The 17,210-nt window shown below is 61.7% G+C and carries 13 protein-coding genes and 3 pseudogenes; 6 read left to right on the plus strand and 10 right to left on the minus strand.

The annotated features are described in order from the left end of the window. Nucleotides 1–23 precede the first annotated feature (23 nt). The gene (locus tag V9E98_01115) at nucleotides 24–488 is read left to right on the plus strand and encodes a hypothetical protein (protein MEI2715594.1); all 465 of its coding nucleotides are present in this window, start codon (nucleotides 24–26) and stop codon (nucleotides 486–488) included. A 241-nt stretch (nucleotides 489–729) separates the two neighbouring features. Then, nucleotides 730–1,179, plus strand: a complete 450-nt coding sequence (locus tag V9E98_01120) for a hypothetical protein (protein ID MEI2715595.1) — start codon at nucleotides 730–732, stop codon at nucleotides 1,177–1,179. 83 nt (nucleotides 1,180–1,262) lie between these two features. Here V9E98_01120 and V9E98_01125 read toward each other — a convergent pair whose 3' ends face one another. Continuing rightward, nucleotides 1,263–2,486, minus strand: coding sequence for a DUF4143 domain-containing protein (locus tag V9E98_01125; protein MEI2715596.1), 1,224 nt, complete (start codon nucleotides 2,484–2,486; stop codon nucleotides 1,263–1,265). Between the two features lie 432 nt (nucleotides 2,487–2,918). Here V9E98_01125 and V9E98_01130 point away from each other — a divergent pair. After that, nucleotides 2,919–3,145: pseudogene (locus tag V9E98_01130) on the plus strand (integrase core domain-containing protein). Between the two features lie 264 nt (nucleotides 3,146–3,409). On the opposite strand, the gene V9E98_01135 reads toward V9E98_01130, so the two are convergent. The 3 genes from V9E98_01135 to V9E98_01145 form a co-directional block, all read right to left on the minus strand. After that, nucleotides 3,410–4,237 carry a nucleotidyl transferase AbiEii/AbiGii toxin family protein gene (locus V9E98_01135; protein ID MEI2715597.1) on the minus strand — a complete coding sequence of 276 codons (828 nt, stop codon included), beginning with the start codon at nucleotides 4,235–4,237 and terminating at the stop codon, nucleotides 3,410–3,412. Beyond that, nucleotides 4,234–4,773, minus strand: coding sequence for a type IV toxin-antitoxin system AbiEi family antitoxin domain-containing protein (locus V9E98_01140; GenBank protein ID MEI2715598.1), 540 nt, complete (start codon nucleotides 4,771–4,773; stop codon nucleotides 4,234–4,236). Before V9E98_01140 ends, V9E98_01135 begins: the two co-directional genes overlap by 4 nt. Before the next feature lie 243 nt (nucleotides 4,774–5,016). After that, nucleotides 5,017–6,456, minus strand: a complete 1,440-nt coding sequence (locus tag V9E98_01145) for an integrase core domain-containing protein (GenBank protein ID MEI2715599.1) — start codon at nucleotides 6,454–6,456, stop codon at nucleotides 5,017–5,019. 64 nt (nucleotides 6,457–6,520) lie between these two features. On the opposite strand from V9E98_01145, the pseudogene V9E98_01150 reads away from it, so the two are divergent. Together V9E98_01150 and V9E98_01155 are read left to right on the plus strand one after the other, a co-directional pair. Further along, a pseudogene (locus tag V9E98_01150) lies at nucleotides 6,521–7,677 on the plus strand (IS3 family transposase). A gap of 255 nt (nucleotides 7,678–7,932) precedes the next feature. After that, nucleotides 7,933–8,070: a hypothetical protein gene (locus tag V9E98_01155; GenBank protein MEI2715600.1), complete on the plus strand. Its 138-nt coding sequence runs from the start codon at nucleotides 7,933–7,935 to the stop codon at nucleotides 8,068–8,070. A 605-nt stretch (nucleotides 8,071–8,675) separates the two neighbouring features. Here the strand turns inward: V9E98_01155 and V9E98_01160 are convergent. The 5 genes and pseudogenes from V9E98_01160 to V9E98_01180 all read right to left on the minus strand — a co-directional run bounded on the left by V9E98_01160 (nucleotide 8,676) and on the right by V9E98_01180 (nucleotide 15,726). Next, nucleotides 8,676–9,101, minus strand: a pseudogene (locus tag V9E98_01160) (transposase). 643 nt (nucleotides 9,102–9,744) lie between these two features. Beyond that, the gene (locus V9E98_01165; protein ID MEI2715601.1) at nucleotides 9,745–10,041 is read right to left on the minus strand and encodes a hypothetical protein; all 297 of its coding nucleotides are present in this window, start codon (nucleotides 10,039–10,041) and stop codon (nucleotides 9,745–9,747) included. Between the two features lie 165 nt (nucleotides 10,042–10,206). Beyond that, the gene (locus V9E98_01170; protein MEI2715602.1) at nucleotides 10,207–11,232 is read right to left on the minus strand and encodes a hypothetical protein; all 1,026 of its coding nucleotides are present in this window, start codon (nucleotides 11,230–11,232) and stop codon (nucleotides 10,207–10,209) included. Nucleotides 11,233–11,467: 235 nt separating this feature from the next. Then, complete coding sequence (locus V9E98_01175; GenBank protein ID MEI2715603.1) at nucleotides 11,468–14,077, minus strand: DEAD/DEAH box helicase family protein; 2,610 nt, start codon at nucleotides 14,075–14,077, stop codon at nucleotides 11,468–11,470. A gap of 2 nt (nucleotides 14,078–14,079) precedes the next feature. Further along, nucleotides 14,080–15,726: a DNA methyltransferase gene (locus tag V9E98_01180; protein ID MEI2715604.1), complete on the minus strand. Its 1,647-nt coding sequence runs from the start codon at nucleotides 15,724–15,726 to the stop codon at nucleotides 14,080–14,082. A 654-nt stretch (nucleotides 15,727–16,380) separates the two neighbouring features. Here V9E98_01180 and V9E98_01185 point away from each other — a divergent pair. Continuing rightward, nucleotides 16,381–16,662: a hypothetical protein gene (locus V9E98_01185; GenBank protein MEI2715605.1), complete on the plus strand. Its 282-nt coding sequence runs from the start codon at nucleotides 16,381–16,383 to the stop codon at nucleotides 16,660–16,662. 207 nt (nucleotides 16,663–16,869) lie between these two features. Here the strand turns inward: V9E98_01185 and V9E98_01190 are convergent, their stop codons facing one another. Continuing rightward, nucleotides 16,870–17,202, minus strand: coding sequence for a helix-turn-helix transcriptional regulator (locus tag V9E98_01190; protein MEI2715606.1), 333 nt, complete (start codon nucleotides 17,200–17,202; stop codon nucleotides 16,870–16,872). Between the last annotated feature and the right edge of the window lie 8 nt (nucleotides 17,203–17,210).

Below are 17,210 nucleotides of genomic sequence, written 5' to 3' on the forward strand. Positions count from 1 at the left end.
CATAGTGGAAGGTGGGCAGAGGTGTGGGGGACGAGACGACGTTGATGAAGTTCATCGACCTGGACAGCAATATTCCTCGCGTTGGCCGTCGCGCCTTGCGGGACGCGCTAGCGGGCACTATGGCGCGGGTGCACGAGGGTGGGGTCGTCGAGGTCACATACGAGAATGTGCGCGAAGCAGTTCTCCTTGACTCTGACCTGTTTGACTCCATGGTTGCGCAAGTTCGGGTGGCCATCCGGATGCACGAAGGGTTGCGGCTCGCTATGACGGCGGCTGCGGCAGGGGTGCGGTTGCCTGGTGCATTGATGGACCCTTTTGGGCTGCAAGTGGACGAGGAGGCCTTGAAGCGGTTCCGTACCGCGTACCCGGTGCAGATCACCCACGACGATGCGGGGTCACCGCTTGCCTCCAGTCCAGGATTCGTTGAAAGCGCCGCCCCCATCCTTTTCGTAGACGATGAGGACGAGCTGGTATTTGTTGATGAGTGACGCGGGCGAAGCACTGGGGTTCGAGGGCATCTACCCCGCAGACGGAGGTTTCTGGGTCCCGTTCGATCAACAGTCTCTATACCCGTGGCGGTACGGCGACCTTGTTGCCCTCCCACACGGGGAGACAACCGTTCAAGACGGTAAAGGAAGAACTTGGTTCGCTGCAATGGTTGTTCACCCGACCTGCGACCTTGGAGCGAAGGCCGCGCCGTCAGGTATTCAGTTGGTTCGCGTCCGTCGTTTGAAGGATGTCAGTGAGCGGCAGCGCAACGAGATCGCAGCCGGGTTCGCCGTGGATGCCGAAGGAGTCACCAGGGTCGCGAGGGTCAACTGCGTCTACCTGGCTGGGGTGTCTGGGGCAACTGCTCACTCCGAGCCGATGTACGCGGATCTGCGGGAAACGGTCCGGCTGCCACTGGGAGTGGTCGAGGCGGCTGGTCGGATCGCAGCTATGACACACGAGGCCCGTGTGGCGATCATCAGGCGTGACGCGTTGTTCCGCTACCGGTGGAACCTGACTCTGGGAGATGTGTACGAACAGGAGAGGGCGCGGATCTCGGTTGACTCTCGCTTCGAGGGCCCCAAACCGGATTGGGCGTCTTCGTACGGCCGGAAGGCGCTGCGGCGCTCTCCTGATTCGCGATTCGCGACGTTGCTTGGCGCGAAACCTTCATCCTCCCAAGCGCTGTGAATCTCCCTCAATAAACAGCGGTCCATCCGAAAGCGCGGGGCTCACGGGTGGCACATAGAGAGCTGGGGAAATCCAGGTGGACCTCAGGGGCCGAGCAGCGCGGCGGGGACCACAGCGATGCCGTCATCGCGGCGGTACGCCTCGGTGCCGGTGGTGATGAGGACGGCATCGAGGAGTTGGTCTCCGATGCGGTCCTTCAGCCACTTGATGTGTCGAGCGTCGGCCGCGTTCACCGTCGCCGAGAGCTTGACCTCGAGGGCGACGATGCCTCCGTCTTGCCCGATGACAACGAAGTCGATCTCGCGCTCGCCGCGTTGGGTGCGCAGGTGGCGCACGTCGGCTTCCGCGGCTTGCGCGTACACGCGAAGATTCAGCGCCACGAGACTCTCGAATAGGGCGCCCAAGAACGTGCCGTCTCGGGGAATGACCGGTTCGGTCTGACCGCCGCCGAGAAGCTTCCTCGGGGTCACGTGAAGGAGTCGCGCTGCCAAAGCAGGATCAACGAGGTGATGCTTATCAGATGCGGCCAGTTCCTTGAGTTTGTTGTTGGATGGAAGCCACGCACGTACTGGGTCGAGGATCCAGAGCCTGGTGAGGATGTCGCGCCAGGGCAGCGTGGTGCTGAGGGATGGTTTGTTACCCACCCCTGGTGTGGCGGCGTCACGGATGGTCTCAAAACTTGCACTGGTGGAAGTAGCCGCTGCATAGGCCCGCATCCATGACCGCAGAGTTTCTGGACGTCGCAGAGTCATTCCCTGCTCTGCAAAGTCGCGATCGATGATGCGCTCCAGATAACCGTCGAGCCCCGCGCGGAGTTGTCGATCGCTCAGTCCACGCATACCGGGGAAGCCTCCCGCGAGGATCTCGGTGCAGTAGCCGTCGAGAGTGACTGGTGTTGTCCCCGAGATGTCGGGCTGGGAGCCAGCGAGCAGCTCGCCTAGACTCACCGAGGCGGTGAATCCTCGTTCGACAAGTGACAGCGGACGCATGCGGAGTGTGACGATTCGACCTGCCCCAGAGTGGGTGTCGACTCCATATGGCGATGCGGAGCCGGTGAGTAGGAAGCGCCCGGGCGACGGATTGCCATCAACGGCTCGCCGAACAACATCCCAACTTGGTGGCCACTTCTGCCACTCGTCGATGAGGATCGGAAGTGGACCCTGGGTGAGACGGGTTGGGTCTGCTTCGATGATCTGACGCTGCCCGACATCGTCGAGTTCGTAGACACTCGAGGCCCGAGTGAGCGCTGTGGCGGTCTTGCCGACTGCCTTGGGTCCCTCAATGGCAATAGCGGCAAGGCCCAGCATTCACGCGTCGAGATCGTCGTCGACGATGCGGCGCTGATATTCGGTCTGCTTTGATCTGGGCTTCACCATGACTCAAACACTTCAATTTCGGGAACTCAAACACTTCAATTTCGGGAACTCAAACACTACAATTTCGGGCAAGGGTAGGCTACAAAATCGTGGACTTGCCTGCCGTGCGATCGGTCGTGACCGTGACCCCGTTTGCACTGGACAACCGGTCGTCTGGGTCCCGCAAGGACTTGATCTGTTGACGGGGGCAGAGGCTCTCCGCCGGGGAGCGACGGAAAGGCCGATGCGACGACGAAGAGGCTGGGTCGCGTCTGCGCCCGCCTACGTGGCAAGGCGCTTTCCTGTGCGTGGTCGTCGCGCAGCGGGTGACGGAGCCGGTGCGGCGAACCATCCGCTACCTGAACAACGCGACACGATCGGCCCGGTGCGGTCGGATCGTCGTTCGACAACGCCCTAGCCGAGACCGTGATCGGGCTACGTACAACCGAATTGATCAAACCGCAGCGGCCCTGGAAGGGGCTGGACGATCTCGAGATCGCCACCGCGGAATGGTCGACTGGTACAACCACCGCCGGCCCCACGAGTACTGCCAAGATCTCACACCGCAACAAGCGGAGCAGGCCTACCACGCTCACCACCAGACCCCAGCCACCGCTGGAGTCTCAAACCAGGAAGTCTCCGGACACGGCGGGGGGATTCACTGGATGGCTTCGGGAAGAGCGCCTGCGCGTGTGTGGTGATCCCAAGACCGGGTCCAGACGTGCATATCCGCTGGATCCGACAGACGGAACCACCAAGCTGTGGGTTGCGGGCATCGTTGGCAGACCGTGACCGCCACCGATCGGCGTCGAGCTGACGTCCGCCACACGCAACACCCAAGACGGAGAGTCCCTTCATGACATCGCAGCGCTTGGTTAGATCGCCATTTCGGCCAGACGCCCATTTAGCCATTCCGCTGCGACGTTCACGTCGGCTTCCACGGCGAGGCCACGAGCAGCTTCGCTGTAGGCGCTGCTCCAAGTTGGACCTACGCGGCACTTGCCAGGGAACACATGGCCTCGGCGAAAGGCAAACAGACGCCGCGTAGTTTGTGCGACGAGCTCCTTGTCGGAGTCCTCTGTTGGCCAAAGCAGTTGGAGGTCGACAAGATCGTGTGCCCTCTCACTTCCCGGTTCCGTACAGGCGTGGATCTTCTGGGCGATCTGATGGTGAACTGCAAGGATTGCGACCGGAGTCGGCTCGGGCAAGCCAAGCGCCGTGAACATCGCTGTTATGTCTGAGGAGAGAATCGTTTCTCCGGAGCCGTCAGTTGTTGCGCCGAGATCATCGTAGCCAACCTCGAGAACAACTGTGGCGAATGATTTTCGGTACGCAGTCAGTCGCACGACGTAGGGCTGCATGATGTACGAGTCAGGAACGCCGGGATGCGGACGCTGGGACTTGGCGACCAACTGCCCTCGAAACGGACCCCATCCGGATTCCAACGCCGATCGCATCTGCGTGGCGAACTCCTCTTGTTCTTCCCGCCAAGCGACGTCTAGGTCCTTGGAGCCACGGGTGAACTTTGTGCCGAGTCGAAATTTCATGCCACTTCCACCCTTGACGAGGGCCGAAGGTAGCGCTTGGGCTACTACCACTTGCGCGACCGTGACGCGGACAGGCCCCGCGCTTTGCTGCGTCTCGCGCGCGTATGCGGAAATGCGGCGTTCAAGCACAGCCAGGCCGCCTGGGTCGGAAGTCATGCTGTGGCTCCAGAAAGCTGATGCAACACATCGTCTGCGTCGGACGGGTCCAGGTCACCGCTTGCCGCGGCCTCCCGGGTGGCCTCAATGAGGCGTTCACGCATCACACGCCCACGGCAAGCCAACAGCGCATCCCGTAAGGGCATTGTTGGTAACCCATCAACATATTCAAGATGTTCAAGGGGCGCATGGTGGACAAGGTCTACCGTGTCGGGCAACTTCGCGCGAACCCGTCGACCAACAGTAACTTGCACGGCACGAGGATTCACGAGCGCGAGGCCATGAACGTCCAATACGGACTCGTCAGCAAGAGCGGCGCCTTCCCCAACGAGAGCCAGTGCCTCGGCGTAATGGGTTCGCGGCGTCACCGGCGCCTCTTCCATGCGGTATACGCCGTGCCCGAGGCGAGTGAGGGCTCCTCGAGCGGCGAGTTTGCGCACCTCGACCGCTGGAATGTTGGCTGCCGCTGCTTGCTTGGTTGTCACGATGCCGTGGTTGTCAAATGCGAGCCAGCGGAGTTGTTCTCGATAAGTCATCCTTCAACCTCCTGCCTAAAGTGTACCGATTACGGTACGGTATCGCCCTATGCGACTCACTGTGTGGCACAACCGTACCACAGTCAGTACGGTTGTGTCACAGATAGCTATCAGCAACCGAGTCGTCTCAACTGAGTGGGATTCATGGCTCTTCGCAATGCAGGGTGTAGTCGTGGTCTGAATGTGATGTCTCGGGAGATCGTGCACACATGTGTCTCAAGTCATCGTGGACGCTTGGATGTCTCAGGGCTTCGTGGACGGTCCGTGCCAGCCGCGGCGGCGGTCGGGCTTGGGGTATTGGGCGATGGTCGCGCCGTGGGTGTTGCTGATCGTGACCGTGGCGGCGTTCCAGGTGATGGTGACCTGTTCGCCTTTGCGCTTGTAGCCGGCGTAGAACTTGTTGGCGAGGACGCCGACGTAGCCGCCCTTTGACACGGTGCGGACTGCAGTGCCGGTAAGGCCTGCCGATGGGTTGTGGCCAGCGCCCTTCATGGGGGTGCCGGTCGGGGTGCGGGGCCCGTGGTAGATCCCAGTCGTGGTCGGGCGCGGGTAGCTGATGATGTGCTCGCCGTCGTCGGCGAAGATCTCAAGGATCGTGTCGCTCCACAGGACGTGTACGGTCTGACCGGTGCGGCTGGTGGCCACATAGAACATGCAGCTGAGCGCCTTGACCTGCCCGTTGGGCTTGACCTTCAGGTCGACGCTGCCTGCGCTGGGGTGCAGGGCCAGTGGAGTTCTGATCTTCGACGGTGGTTCGGCGTCGGGGCGGTGCGCTTGCGGCCGTGCCGAGGGTGGTATCTGCGGCATGCGGGGCTCAGGAGTCGGCTCCGGCGCAGGTTCGCTGGACTGCCAGGCCTCCATCGGCGTCTTGCCATCCAGGGCCTGGTGGACGCGCTCATGGTTGTAGTACACGTCGAACTCGTCGACGACGAGCTGCAGGGCGGAGATCGTCGCGGCCGGTGGACGCGCGTTCAGCCACTTCTGCAAGGTCTGATGGAACCGCTCGTTCTTGCCCTGTGTCGTGGGTCGGTCCGGCTTGCCGGTGATGGGCTTGACGCCCAGGTCGACCAAGTAGTCGACGAGCTTGCCGGTGAATCCTCCACGGGTGGGGTTGAACGCCAGCCCATTGTCCGACAGCAGCCGCTGCGGCACACCCCAGCGGCGGATCGCGGTCGCGACGACCTTCACAGCGGCTTGGGCGGTCTCACCCTCGGCGACCAGGGTCGACAACGCCACGCGGGTGTTGTCGTCGACGACCTGATGGATCGCAACCGTGGTCCCGTCAGCCAGCGACCAGGCGAATGCGTCGATCTGCCAGCAACAGTTCGGTGCCGGGTAGACGAACCGTCGGTTAGCTGCCCTGGGTCGCTTACGCGGCTCGGGCTTGGAGACCCCGGCCGCGGCGAATGCTCTGGCCAGCGTGGCTCGAGACGGCGGGTTGAGGCCCTGGCGCTGCATCCTGGCGCACACCGACAAGGGCCCGGCATCCAGGCCCTGCTCCACCAGCCACGCCCGTACCGCCAGTGCATAGTCGATCACCTCCGGATCGGTGCGACTCGGGCTGTTGTGGGGCCGACGTGATCCTGGCTCGGTGGCACTGACCGGGCCTTGCTCCAGTGCCTGGCGACGGATCTTGTAGAACACCGATCGGCTGATGCCCTGCCGCTCACAGAATCGGCTCATGGTCTGCCCCGGTCCCCGTGCAGTGGGAATTGCTGGATTCTGATGTCTGAGGCAGGAGGTCAGGATGGGCAGGCGAGGGTATCCACCGGAGTTTCGACGCAAGGTCGTGGACTTGGTGGAGTCGGGGCGACCGGTCGTCCAGGTTGCTGAGGATCTGGGCATCAGCGCCCAATCGGTATATGCGTGGCGGCGGCAAGATCGCATCGACCGCGGTCTGGTGCCCGGGGTGACCAGCCATGAGAAGGCGGAGCTGGCGGCCGCTCGCCAACAGATCGCCGCGTTGCAGAAGGAACTGGCGGTCACGCGGCGGGCGGTGGAACTGCTGCGGCAAGACGCCAACCCAAAAGGAGGTACGCGGTCGTCGAAGTGATGGCCGCGGAAGGGATGTCCGTACAGCTGGCCTGCCGCGTGCTGCAGATTTCGGAGTCTGGCTACTACGCCCGACGGCGGCGCGCTCCCTCGCAGCGCCGCACCCGGCATGCCTGGCTGACCGATGTCATCACCGAAGTACACGAGCAATCGCGTGGTATCTACGGCGCGCGCCGCATCCATGCCGAGCTCACGATCGGTCTGGGTATTCAGGTGGGCCACGGGCAGGTCGAGCTGCTGATGCGCCGCGCCGGCTTGGCAGGGGTGGCGGGGCGACCGCGCTGGAAGCGGATCAAGCCCGACAACATCGCCAGCGACTTGGTCCAACGCCAGTTCCACCGTGCCCATCCCAACCAGTTGTGGGTGACCGACATCACCGAGCACCGCACCCGCGAAGGCAAGGTGTACTGCTGCGTGGTGCTGGACACGTTCTCCCGTAAGGCCGTCGGGTGGTCGATCGACGCCTCACCCACCGCGGCCTTGGTCACCAACGCCTTGGGCATGGCCATCGACTCCCGGCTCACGAGGCCTGGCAGCGGCAAGCCGATCATCCACTCGGATCAAGGCACGCCATTTGCATCCTGGGCCTTCACCGACCGGGCCAAGGCATCTGGGCTGGTGCCGTCGATGGGCAGCGTGGGCGACTGCTACGACAACTCCATGATCGAAGCATTCTGGTCGCGCATGCAGGTTGAACTACTCGACCGACGCACCTGGAAGACGCGCGTCGAACTGGCCAACGCGATCTTCGACTACATCGAGGTCTGGCACAACCGCCGCCGCCGTCACAGCCAACTCGGCATGCGATCCCCAGTAGAGTTCGAACGCGAGTACGACAACACAGTGGCATGAGAAATCCACCGATCTCGACTGCACGCAACCCGGGACATCCCAGAGTCTCCGGACTTGCCGGGGCGATTCACTTATCGAGTGCCGCCGTGGCAACCTCAACGTCCTCATACGACTCGACCAACCCGGACGTGCCGATGTGAAGAACCAGTCCCGTGCAGACCTCGCCAGGTTCTACCCGGTCGGCTCACCACAGTTCGACTACCTCTACGGCCGTCGCAACACAAGCGAGTCGTTCCACGCAAGATGAAACGAACAATGCCCCGCCTCCCCGCCTACGGTCGGGTACGCCAGGACTTGTTCATGCTCGGCTACATGGTCGCGAACAACTCGATCGCCCTCGCGTTCACCGCCCGGCGACAGGGTGGTCCGAATGCTCTCGACTTCACGACGTAGCAGTGTCTCGCTTTCGCACCCCGCGGTCTTCCGTCGGGGTACTCGTGTTGGTCGAACCCGCGAATTCGACTCTGTGACCCCTTCGCACCGCCGATAGGTGTCCGCGAGGTGAGTCCAGGATGTTCAACCGCTGTCCTTCGCCCGGTAGGCTCGCCCCAGCAACTAGCTATCGGGATTTATCAACACGGTTTTGTACGTGTCCCCGGGCCTCTGGGACACGTTGAAAACCCGGAATCCCTCGTATCTGAACCATTCGTTAAGCGAGCTCTCGACGGAAATTCCGCAAATGGCGACGAACGGCAGGGTCGCTAATTGTCGATTGACACGAAAGATTGCGGATTGACACGCACTTTGCGTCACCGTTGCGTCGCTTGACAGAGGACATTGCGTCAAGATCTAGCGGCAGCCACCGAAGGACTGCCCTTAGGGGATGTCGATTGACACGACGAGAGATTGCGCCATGACGCAGCTCCCCCCAACGGACGTTCACGAACACTGACTCCCGCTTGTGTACTGCGATGGACTACGAATCCGTTCTACGTGGAGTCGAGAGCCGTGGTCAAGCCTCGGGTAGTGGTGTAGCGCTGCGTGTTCCTTCTTCGGGTTCAGGCGGTGAGTGCGGGTAGGTCGTCTGCTCCGATCTCTGGTTCCGTGGTGGGCACGAGGTTCATGCGGCAGCGGGCTAGGACGTCGAGGCCGAGGTAGCGGCGGCCTTCGGCCCATTCGTCGGTCTGTTCGGCCAGCACGGCGCCGACGAGGCGCACGATCGCGTCGCGGTTGGGGAAGATCCCCACGGCGTCGGTGCGACGCCGGATTTCCCGGTTCAACCGCTCGGTGGGGTTGTTGGACCAGATCTGGGTCCACACGTCCTTGGGGAACGCGGTGAAGGCCAGGATGTCGGCGCGGGCGGTGTCGAGGTGCTCGGCGACGTCGGGCAGTTTCTCGGTGACGTAGTCCATGAGCCGGTCGAACTGGGCGTGGACCGCGGGGGCGTCGGGCTGGTCGTAGACCGAGTGCAGCATCGCTTTGACCGGGCCCGTGACTCCGTCACAAGACGGCTGGTCTGGTAGGCGGACAAGAGAAGAGCGAGAACAACGGCAGTTGCCTCGATTGTGCTGCTGTCCATCGCCCCCCGATCTCCGAATCGCACGCATCCTATGCGCTCGCCTGGACCCACGACCTCATATCCCGACAAGGATCAGATGTGATGGCGCAAACCGAAGTTGTACCCCGCCGATAGCAGGAGCGCGGGAAGGAGTGCTGCCATGTCGTCGAGTGAATCACTGTTACTGGTCTACTGCGGAAACGCCACGCTCGTGAACTCTGCAGTGTCTGATCACCATGCGGCGGGGGAGCATGTCGTTCAACTCAATGATGCCTACTGTCCGCTTCTCAGTTGGTCGGGACGCAATCGGCTAGTCGTAGCTGCCCCGGGTCAGTCCCCCCAATACGTGGCCAAGACGTTGTCAGGGTGGGCGGTGAATCTCCCTGCGGTTGAGTGGCTCTCAGGCACAGTCATCGTGGCGACGCACACGCTGCAGGGTCTGAAGCACTCGGTGCTAGAGGTTCTGACTGAGAGCGGTCGCCTGATCTACCTTTGGGAAGCAATCCGACACAACTGGGAGCCTGGACAACAGAACCGCGACGATTTCATCGACTTGCTCAGGTGTTATCTCAATCCAGAGCACCGGCAGGGTCATCCCCCAGTGGGTTGACTTGCGCGAGGATGGGGAGGGCAATCTCAACATCCACTTTTCCACTGCCAGGGTCGAGCCCCACACTGCCATTCTGAATTGATCGCGCCGCGATGATGGCGATCTCCGCCACGATTGCGACCTCAGATTGAGTCAGCGAGGGCATAGCGTTCTCAATGGCTTCATCAAGTTTGACCCGAGACCCTGCCGCGTGCGACGACATGTGTGCGGCTGCAGCAACGATGTTCTGTGCGGTCTGCGAGGAATAGGGGGACACGCGGCAACGGTACCGGAGGAACCAGTACAGCAACTGGAAGATCAAATCTCATGCGTGTGTGGTGCAAACTAGCGTGTCAAAACCAGCACGTCGACTGGTGCAAACAACGTGTCAAACACGCGGAGAATCGGGAACTCGTGGTGCAAACAATCCTGTCACTCGACACTAATGCCTCAGGGCTTCCTCGACATCCAAGAGGTAGAAGAGCTCACGCCCCTCTTGATTGCGCCGCTCCTCTGACCGGTCCTTCAAGGCCTGGGCGGCAGTGGCCACTACCAGCGGTGCTGAGGTCATTGCCAACTGCGCCCAAGAGTTGATGTCCGCAACGGTAGTAACGCCAAAGAGCAGCCCAGCTCCGACGGTCGCCTTAGCAACCGCATCTGGACTCGAAGCCAGACTGGTTGCCGCCGCTCGCAGGATGGAGGAGGATCGCAGACCGCCCTGAAGGTCTGACAGGGCAGGTTGCACTTCGTTTCGCCACAGGTCAGACAGTACGACCTCGTAGGCCGGGTCAGGCGGAGCTGTTGCGAGTGATGCAGCGAGCCTGACAACTGCTTTCCGGTACGGACCCAGCGCTTCAGCGAGATTGTCCCGTGCTTCAAGAATGAGCTCCATCGGCGCATCAGGAAAAGCCGGGAGTCGCTCAATCAGTCCTGCTCCGGTCGCAGCCTGCGCGGCGTGCGACTGAGTGAGTGGGTGCAGTCCGGTGCCGGTCTCTCGCATGAGGGCGGTGACCAAAGCGGACACCTGCTGATCGAACATTAGATGTGCCTTGGGGTCCTGAAGGAGGCATTGAATTGTCTCGACGTACTCGGCCATCGCGTCACCCGATGTATGCAGGTTGAACGCGTCAGACGAGATCGTCAGCAGTCCGGCTTCTGCGGCAGCGCTCAAGTCACTGGCCCCGGCCTCGTCCCAGAGCCGGTTAACGGTGGTTGCGAAGTCCTGCGAGCTCGGACCAAGCAATGAATCCACTTCACGCATCAGCGCTCGCAACTGCCTATCCTCAGCTGGGTCAAGTCGCCGACGCCGCTCGGCGCGGGACATCGCCCCGTAGGATTTGTGCAGCGCGAGTAGGTCGCGCATCTGAGTCGGGTCGTCTGACAAGCCGAGTTGTTTCAGGGTTCCATCATCCAGCCCATCTAGAAGATCTAGAAGGAACCCGGGGCCGCGTTGGGCCTCAACTGCCATCCCGGCGAGTAGAAGGGCTCCCGGCGAGACCAACTCAACGCTGTCAGCGTAGAGCAGCGCGGATCGCACCAGACGTACGTCTTCATTCAGGGAGACTCCCCCGACTTCAGTCGAAGGGCTCGTCAGCACGGTTATCTTGAGCTCGTCTCGGGGCCCAACGGTAATTCGTGTCCTTCCACGACTCGGTCGGTTCCGACGGGATGCGCGTCGAGACTGTTTACCCATTCCGCGACCGTCAGTAGTCAGCGGCGAGGTCGCTGCTGTAGAGGGTCTTTGCGTCCTTCGCAGAGGCGACGGCTTTGCGCACCGAGTCTTTCTTCAGGTCGAGAACTCGGAGGGTGCCGTCGACTTCCGCGATGGCCTCGACACGGTGCAGTTCGCTGCCATAGGTGTCCGCATAGTTAGCGAGCCCACGGAGTTTCGGGACAGCGTCGGAGAGGTGGTGCCCGTGAGGGTCGATGATGCTTGCCACGACCGAACCGTCTTCCTGTGTGTTGAAGAAGATGAAGTCGGGACGCATCGTCTTCCATCCCCCGGACGCGTCCTGATATGTGATGGCGAGTGAGTCGTCACTGACGCGCGCAGGGTTGCGATACCAGCCTGAGGCGTTGGGGAAGGCAAGTTCCCGGTCAAGGACGCTGGTCTCCCACTGGTTCAGACCACCAATCGGGTAGTTGCCCTCCTCATCGCTCAAGAGATGCTGGGGACGGGTGGGCAGGTCGGTTTCAGCGCCAGCGTTGTCTCGATGCTTGGTCTCCTCTTGTCGTAACAGTGGCCGAGTAAGTTGGATTCGTTGCGGTTCAGTCGACATGGCTTGGATCTCGTTGTAGAGCGATTGCCGGTCATCCGATAGTCCTTTGATGGCGACGCGTTGCTCGTTGAACCACTTCTTCGCCAACGCATCGGCTTCCCGGTCCAGCGCTTCCTTGATTTCCGGAACGAGTGCGAGTGCGGCGATCTTCACGTGGGCGTCACGTAGTGCGTCGTCGTCTTCCTCGTCGGGGGCGAGGTGTTCGGCGTAAGTGCGGGTGAGGTCGGGGGTGAAAGCGCGTCCTGCCGCACGGTAGGCGTCTTCGATGGTGCGGTCGTCCGCTGTCTCGGAGAAGGGGGAGTAGGTGATGGTGCCGCCGCGAGTGCCCTGGATGGCCTCACCGTCTGCTGTTTCTACATCTGCGACCGCTTCCTTCACTTGATCTTGGTAGCGGACGGAGAGGCCATCGAGAACTGCGTGGAGTTCCTTGTGCGCCTCCTTGCCTGCATCCGGTTTCAGCCCATCGGTGGCGAGAGCCTGTGCCAGTGCCGTCAGCCGTTTGACGGGTTTCGCGGCCTTCTTGGGGAGCGACTCGGTGGGTAGTTGCTCGAAGCATTCGAGGACGGCTTCCTCGACGGCAGAGTTCGGGGTCATGTCTTGCGGGTCGATCAGGACACGACGCCCGCGACCGCCGCCTGTGCCGCCGCCCCGGTCATCGCCGTTCTCACTGGTGGACATGAGCAGGTTCACGACTTTGGTGGCGGTCTTGCGGTCGAAATTCGGCAGAATGCAGTCGACAGAGTTGAGCCTGTCGTTGCCCGGGATGCGTCGCGCCAGTGGCGTGCGGACCATCCGACCGAGGAGCTGAGTGATGTGGGTTTCATCCTTCGCTGGACGGAAAGACACCAGAACTTCAGCACGGGGGCAGTCCCATCCGGTACTGATGGCGTCTTTAGCGAGCAGTACCCGGATGTGGGTGGATTCCTCCACCAGCTCCGGTGAGATGTAGGGCACGTTCCACCCACCGAAGGTCTTGGTGTCGTGCTCTCCAAACACGTGGGCAACGTGCTCCGAAGTGATTTCTGGCCACTCCTCGGCGATGGTGTCGAGGGCTCGCTTCAAGGACTCATCTGACGGCTTGTTCGGAGACTGAAGCACCAGCAGTGGAGCGACCGGCTCGGTGACCCCTTGCTCTTCCGCGTAGTCCTGCCAATCCTTCGTCGCCGCCATGACCTTCCGTGTGGCCCGCTTCAGCAGGACGGTGTCGAACTGCCCCGATTCAGCGGGGATATCCAACACGATGTCGTCCTTAAGCAGCCCGGAAGCCTGCACCCGGTCTGGGTCAACTTCCACACTCGGGAGGGTGGTCCGGTTCGATGTGGCGGCAGCAGCCTTCATGGCTGCGTCGAACCGGGCAACCGTGGCGGAGATACCCCATACGACGGGAATGCCGGGAACTGAGCCGTGGCCATTGATCAGTCGACTGACGATGGTGTCCTTGTCCTCATCGTCTGTCTTCGACTTACCCAACCCCCTGTGCGCTTCGTCCAAGACCAGATACAGCGTGAGGTTCGGGTCTTCAATTGTGTTCTGGATCGTGTCCCAGATGGTGTAGCCGCGTAGGTCGGGTCGTGTTGCCTCCATCCCCGGCAGCGGCGAAGTGTTCGGGTCAGGATCTTCGTGTCCACGCACAAGCAGCGACTTCTTCGACAGCTTCTGCGTGTTTAGGAAGTACACCTTGCCGGGTGAGAACTTCTCGGCATTGAAGGTGCTGCCGACCACTACGAGGTCGGAGTGCCCGATACGGTCACAGGCGTCCAAGAGCCGGAACCGGGTCTGCTCGTTCAGGCTGGGGTCGCTGGAGAACCACAACACGACAGCACTGGGATCAGCCTGAAAGTCGTTGTCATCGTCGCCCTTGAACAGCGCCTCAATGGCGGCGGCGGCGATGACCGTCTTACCTGCCCCGGTCACCGCAGATAGCGAGAAGGCGCTGCGCTCGTCGTCTTCGTGCCAGCGCCGACCCCCCTTCGACAGGTTGGTGAGCACTCCCGCCAGCGCATCCGTCTGGTAGTCCTTCAAGGTCACCTGCATGGCTAGACCCTTCCGACAATCTCGAAGTTGTTGAGATACGACTCATACAGCCGCACTGGCTCCACGTGGCTCGGCAGTTGGCGGCACACCATCTGGTATCGGCGATCATCGTTCGTCACCACAAACACCAGTCGGACCGACTCGATCGCTACAACCTCATCTAGGAACGGCTGAGTCTGATCCAGGTCTTCGAGGACGCCGTAGGTCTCCGCGACCGCATAACCGTCTACGGACTCTATTGGGGAACCTAAGGCTCCAGCCCGCAGCCACAACAATGGCGCAATGGCCGAGAAGTCCCGGTTATGACTGACCCGACGAGGCGACTCGTAGGTGAGGGTAAAGAACTCGACGTTCTCCTCGAAGCCATCGCTCATTGGGAACTCGTCTGTGAACTTGTAGTCACCCTTGACCGATTCCCCGTCTGGATTCAGCCCAGTCACAGCTGCTGCGATCCTGGGCTTGGTGATGTAGTCGCAGATGCCGCGCTCTTCCCACTTGGGGTCGCCAGGGCGAAGACCCTGTTGCCGCAGGGTGCCCTGCTCTTCAGCTGACACCTCGTTGTTGGTGACGAGTATGGACTGACGTGCTCCACCATCCTGTCGGTTGAGACGCATCACGGCGTGCGTCGTTGTCCCTGATCCGGCGAAGAAGTCGAGTACCACGGCGTCTGGCTTATCTCCGACGGCGCACCGCACCGCGTCCTCGACCGCGTACAGGGACTTGGGGAACGGGAATCGTCGCCCCCCCAACATTGCGCGCACTAGACCCGAGCCGTAGTACCCCGCGTTGTGGGCGGGGCGGTGCCAGACCGACATGGCCGCGCGAAGCGGAGCACTCAATACCTGTAGCTGCAGAACACCGTTCTGGTCTCTTCCAGTGATAGCGATCTCCCCACGCGCGATTCGATCTCGCTGCCCCTGGTTCAAGTACTGGATGCTCCAACGCCCGTCAGTAGGCTGTGATGATCCGACACGAACCTGACCGTCTTGAAGCAGTCGGCGGAGGGTGGCCGGTGCTACCTGCCAACGCTTCTCTGACCCATCCCGACCGAGCGGCCAAACCGTATCGAGCCCTGGCTCATCTCGTGTCTCCGAACGGTTTGTCCCCAGTGGAAGAGGTTCACCAACTTTCACTACACGCCGAGCGACGGGGTCGACGAAAACGGGGTAGAACAAGTTTGGGCGATCAATCCGCCGTGCCCCATTGCTGCCCTTGATGAGACGCTCCCAGCGAACGTCCGTCGACGGAACCTCCTCTACCGCAGAAAGGAGGTCGTCGGCACCCCATGCGGGGCCACTTGACCCCAGGAAAACGAAGAATAGGTACTCATCGACGCGCGTGAATTCGTTGCTGCGGGCAACACCTCGATGGTTGATTACAACGCTGACCATTTGTATCCGCCCCTCGGGGAACACCTGCTCCAGAAGCAGGCCGAGTCGCAGATACTCCTTCTCGTCAATGGTGACGACGAGCACGGAATCCTCAGGCTTGAGTAGTTCTCTCGCAACCAGTAAGCGCCGCTCCATCATTGCCAACCACTTGGAGTGTCTGTAGAGGTCGTCGCTGTCTACGTAGTCGTTGTTGTACTTCCAGTCTTTCGCACCCGTGTTGTAGGGCGGGTCGATGTAGATCGCGTCGACCTCGGCCACGATGCGTATAGGTAAGCGCTTCCAGGGCGTGGTAGTTCTCACCGTTGATAACCGTGTGGAAAGGCTTGTCGCCTCCACGTTCAATTCGTCCAGTCGACCGGAGCCCGGGGTAAATGGGGTCTTGGAACTCGGCGACCACGACCAGATCACTGACCAGCTGATCGACGGTGGTGACGTCCCCATCTGCGAGATGGGGCGTGAGTGAGGCAACGCGTTCACCTGACTCGTCCTTGCGGATCCTGGTGACGCGGTAGAGCGTCTTGTCCCCGCGCTTGGTGCTGCCGCGTTCGGGGAGGACGCGCACCTTGTCGCCGGTTCGCACGGGTCGCCCGGGGAGTTCGACGGCTTCCGGCACGTGCCGCTCGAAGTTCAAGCCAAAGGACCGTCGCTGAGAGAGGCGCTTGTACTCCGCTTCAAGATCGGCACCCAGTTGTGGATCTTTGGCGGCGGCTTGACGGATGAGTTCGGTGAGACGCGACATGACTCAGCGACCTCCGCCTGCAAGGTGGACTGAGTCGGTCTCGGTCATTGGTCTCTCCCCGTGTCGGTCTACTCCTGGTTGTTCAGGCTATCGGCGTGGTCTGACAGTCGTTTGTATCTGACCGCGAATACGGCTCAGGCTTGCCCGTAGGTCTTCCCTCGTCGCGCTTCCACGTGTTCGTGTTCCGCTTCCGCGAGGCCCGGTTCGAGGGTGGTGCGGAGATGTTTGGCTGCATCGAGGATCGCCTGCACAAGTGGCGCGGGGCGACGCCCGTGTTCCTGCAGCTCGGCACGGAACTGTCGTTCGGCGCGGAGGAGCTGGTTGAACGCCGCGAGCGTTTCTCGTGTTTCGCTGGGGGTGAGGTGAAGGTCGGGTTCGGGATTGCCCGTGCGCTTCTTGCGTGCCCGACGCCGCGCCAACACGCGTGCTCGATCTTGCTTGTGACGTTCGCATAGTTGGCTGGGGCTCATGTAGTCCGCGCACCCACACGCAGGGCTGGGCGATGGTGGGTGACTGCTGTCACGCTCTGGTGATCTGCTCACGCGTTGTGGCACATAGGGAATCTATAGGTTCTGAGGTCGAGCGAGTCAGATTCGGCGTGACAGGTGTCACGGTGTCAAATTCCGGGGACGTCCGCCGCTGATAGCTCTCACATGAGTTGTTTAGATCAGGTTTTCGGGCCACAGGGTGATACCGAGGGCGGTTTCCAACGTGGCGAGCGTGGCGGTGTCAGGGATGACTTTTCCCGCGTACAGATAGTTGATGGTGTTCAGGTTCACGCCGGTCGCTTCGGCGAGTGCGCGTTGGCTCCAACCGCGCTCTTCGGCTTCTTGTCGCAGTTGTTGGGCGAGGTAGGCGAGACGAGGTACGTAGGGGGGTGCGTCGGGGGTGTAGGGGCCGTCGGGCCAGACGCCGTTTGTGGCCAGGTAGTCGGCGGGTGGAGGTTTCGGGCGTCGTCCCATGTGTGTCATCTTGCCGTATGGGTTGCGCTCCATAGGTCGTA

It is taken from the genome of Candidatus Nanopelagicales bacterium (assembly GCA_037045355.1).
Taxonomy (GTDB): domain Bacteria; phylum Actinomycetota; class Actinomycetes; order S36-B12.